This window comes from Streptomyces alkaliphilus, from assembly GCF_014141535.1.
GTDB classification, from domain to species: Bacteria; Actinomycetota; Actinomycetes; order Streptomycetales; family Streptomycetaceae; genus Streptomyces; species Streptomyces alkaliphilus.
Window position 1 is genome coordinate 1 of record NZ_VKHT01001418.1, and the last position, 971, is coordinate 971.

Sequence of the window (971 nt, forward strand, 5' to 3'; positions counted from 1 at the left end):
GAGCGGGGGAACCGCCGGGCCCGAAGGAAACCGCGGGGTGCCCGGGTGGATGCCCCGGGGGACGGGCGGCGGCCCGCAGGACCGCCAGGCAGGAGGCGGCCAGGTCCCGCCGGCGCGCCCTCGGCGCGCCGGCCAGGACGTCCCAGCGGGCCGCGGACAGCGCCCGCAGGGCGGCCCATCCGCCGCCCACGAAGCCGGTCAGCAGCAGTCGCAGCCGGCCGTCGGTGTCGCGGACCAGGGGCACGCCCTCGGCGAGCAGCCCCCGGGCCCACTCCGCCTCGGCGGCGATCAGGGCCCGCAGGGAGGCCCCGGCGGTGGGGGCCACCAGGTCGTCGGGGCCGACCCGGAAGCGACGCATGTCCTCGGCCGGGAGGTAGATCCGGCCCCGCTCGCGGTCCTCCGCGACATCCTGGAGGTGCTCGATGATCTGCAGGGCCGTGCACACGGCGTCCGACCACCGGACCCGCTCGGGGGTGGTGGTGCCGGTGACCGCCAGGACCAGCCGACCGACCGGGTCGGCGGACAACTCGCAGTAACCCAGCAGCTGGGCGCGGTCGGCGTAGCGGTGCACCCGCTGGTCGAGACGGTTGGCCTCGATGAGGGCGCGCAGCGACTCCTCCGGCAGCCGGTGCTCGCGCGCCACCGGCCCCAGCGCGGCGAGAAGGGGGTGACGGGGGGTCCGGCCGGCCAGCGCCCGGTCCAGGTCGGCCTCCAGCGCGTCCAGCAGCACCAGCCGCTCGGCGGGGAGGACGGCCTCCCTCCGCGCCTCGTCCCGCCCGTCCCCCGGTTCCCGCGCCGCCCCGGGGTCGGTGCCCAGCAGGAGGGCGGCGTCGGTTCCGCCCGGTGCCAGGTCGCCGTCGCCGATGTCGTCCACGAGCCGGGCGTAGCCGTAGAGCGCCATCAGGCCGTGGCGCCACGCGGGGGGCAGGAAGGCCGGGGCGACGGGGAAGTTCTCGCGTGCCGCCTTGCGC

1 protein-coding gene is annotated in these 971 nt (G+C 78.3%); it reads right to left on the reverse strand.

The features are described from left to right. Nucleotides 1-971 (reverse strand): squalene synthase HpnC (gene hpnC, locus FNQ90_RS24845; RefSeq protein WP_182608385.1); only part of this gene is annotated, 971 nt, incomplete at both ends.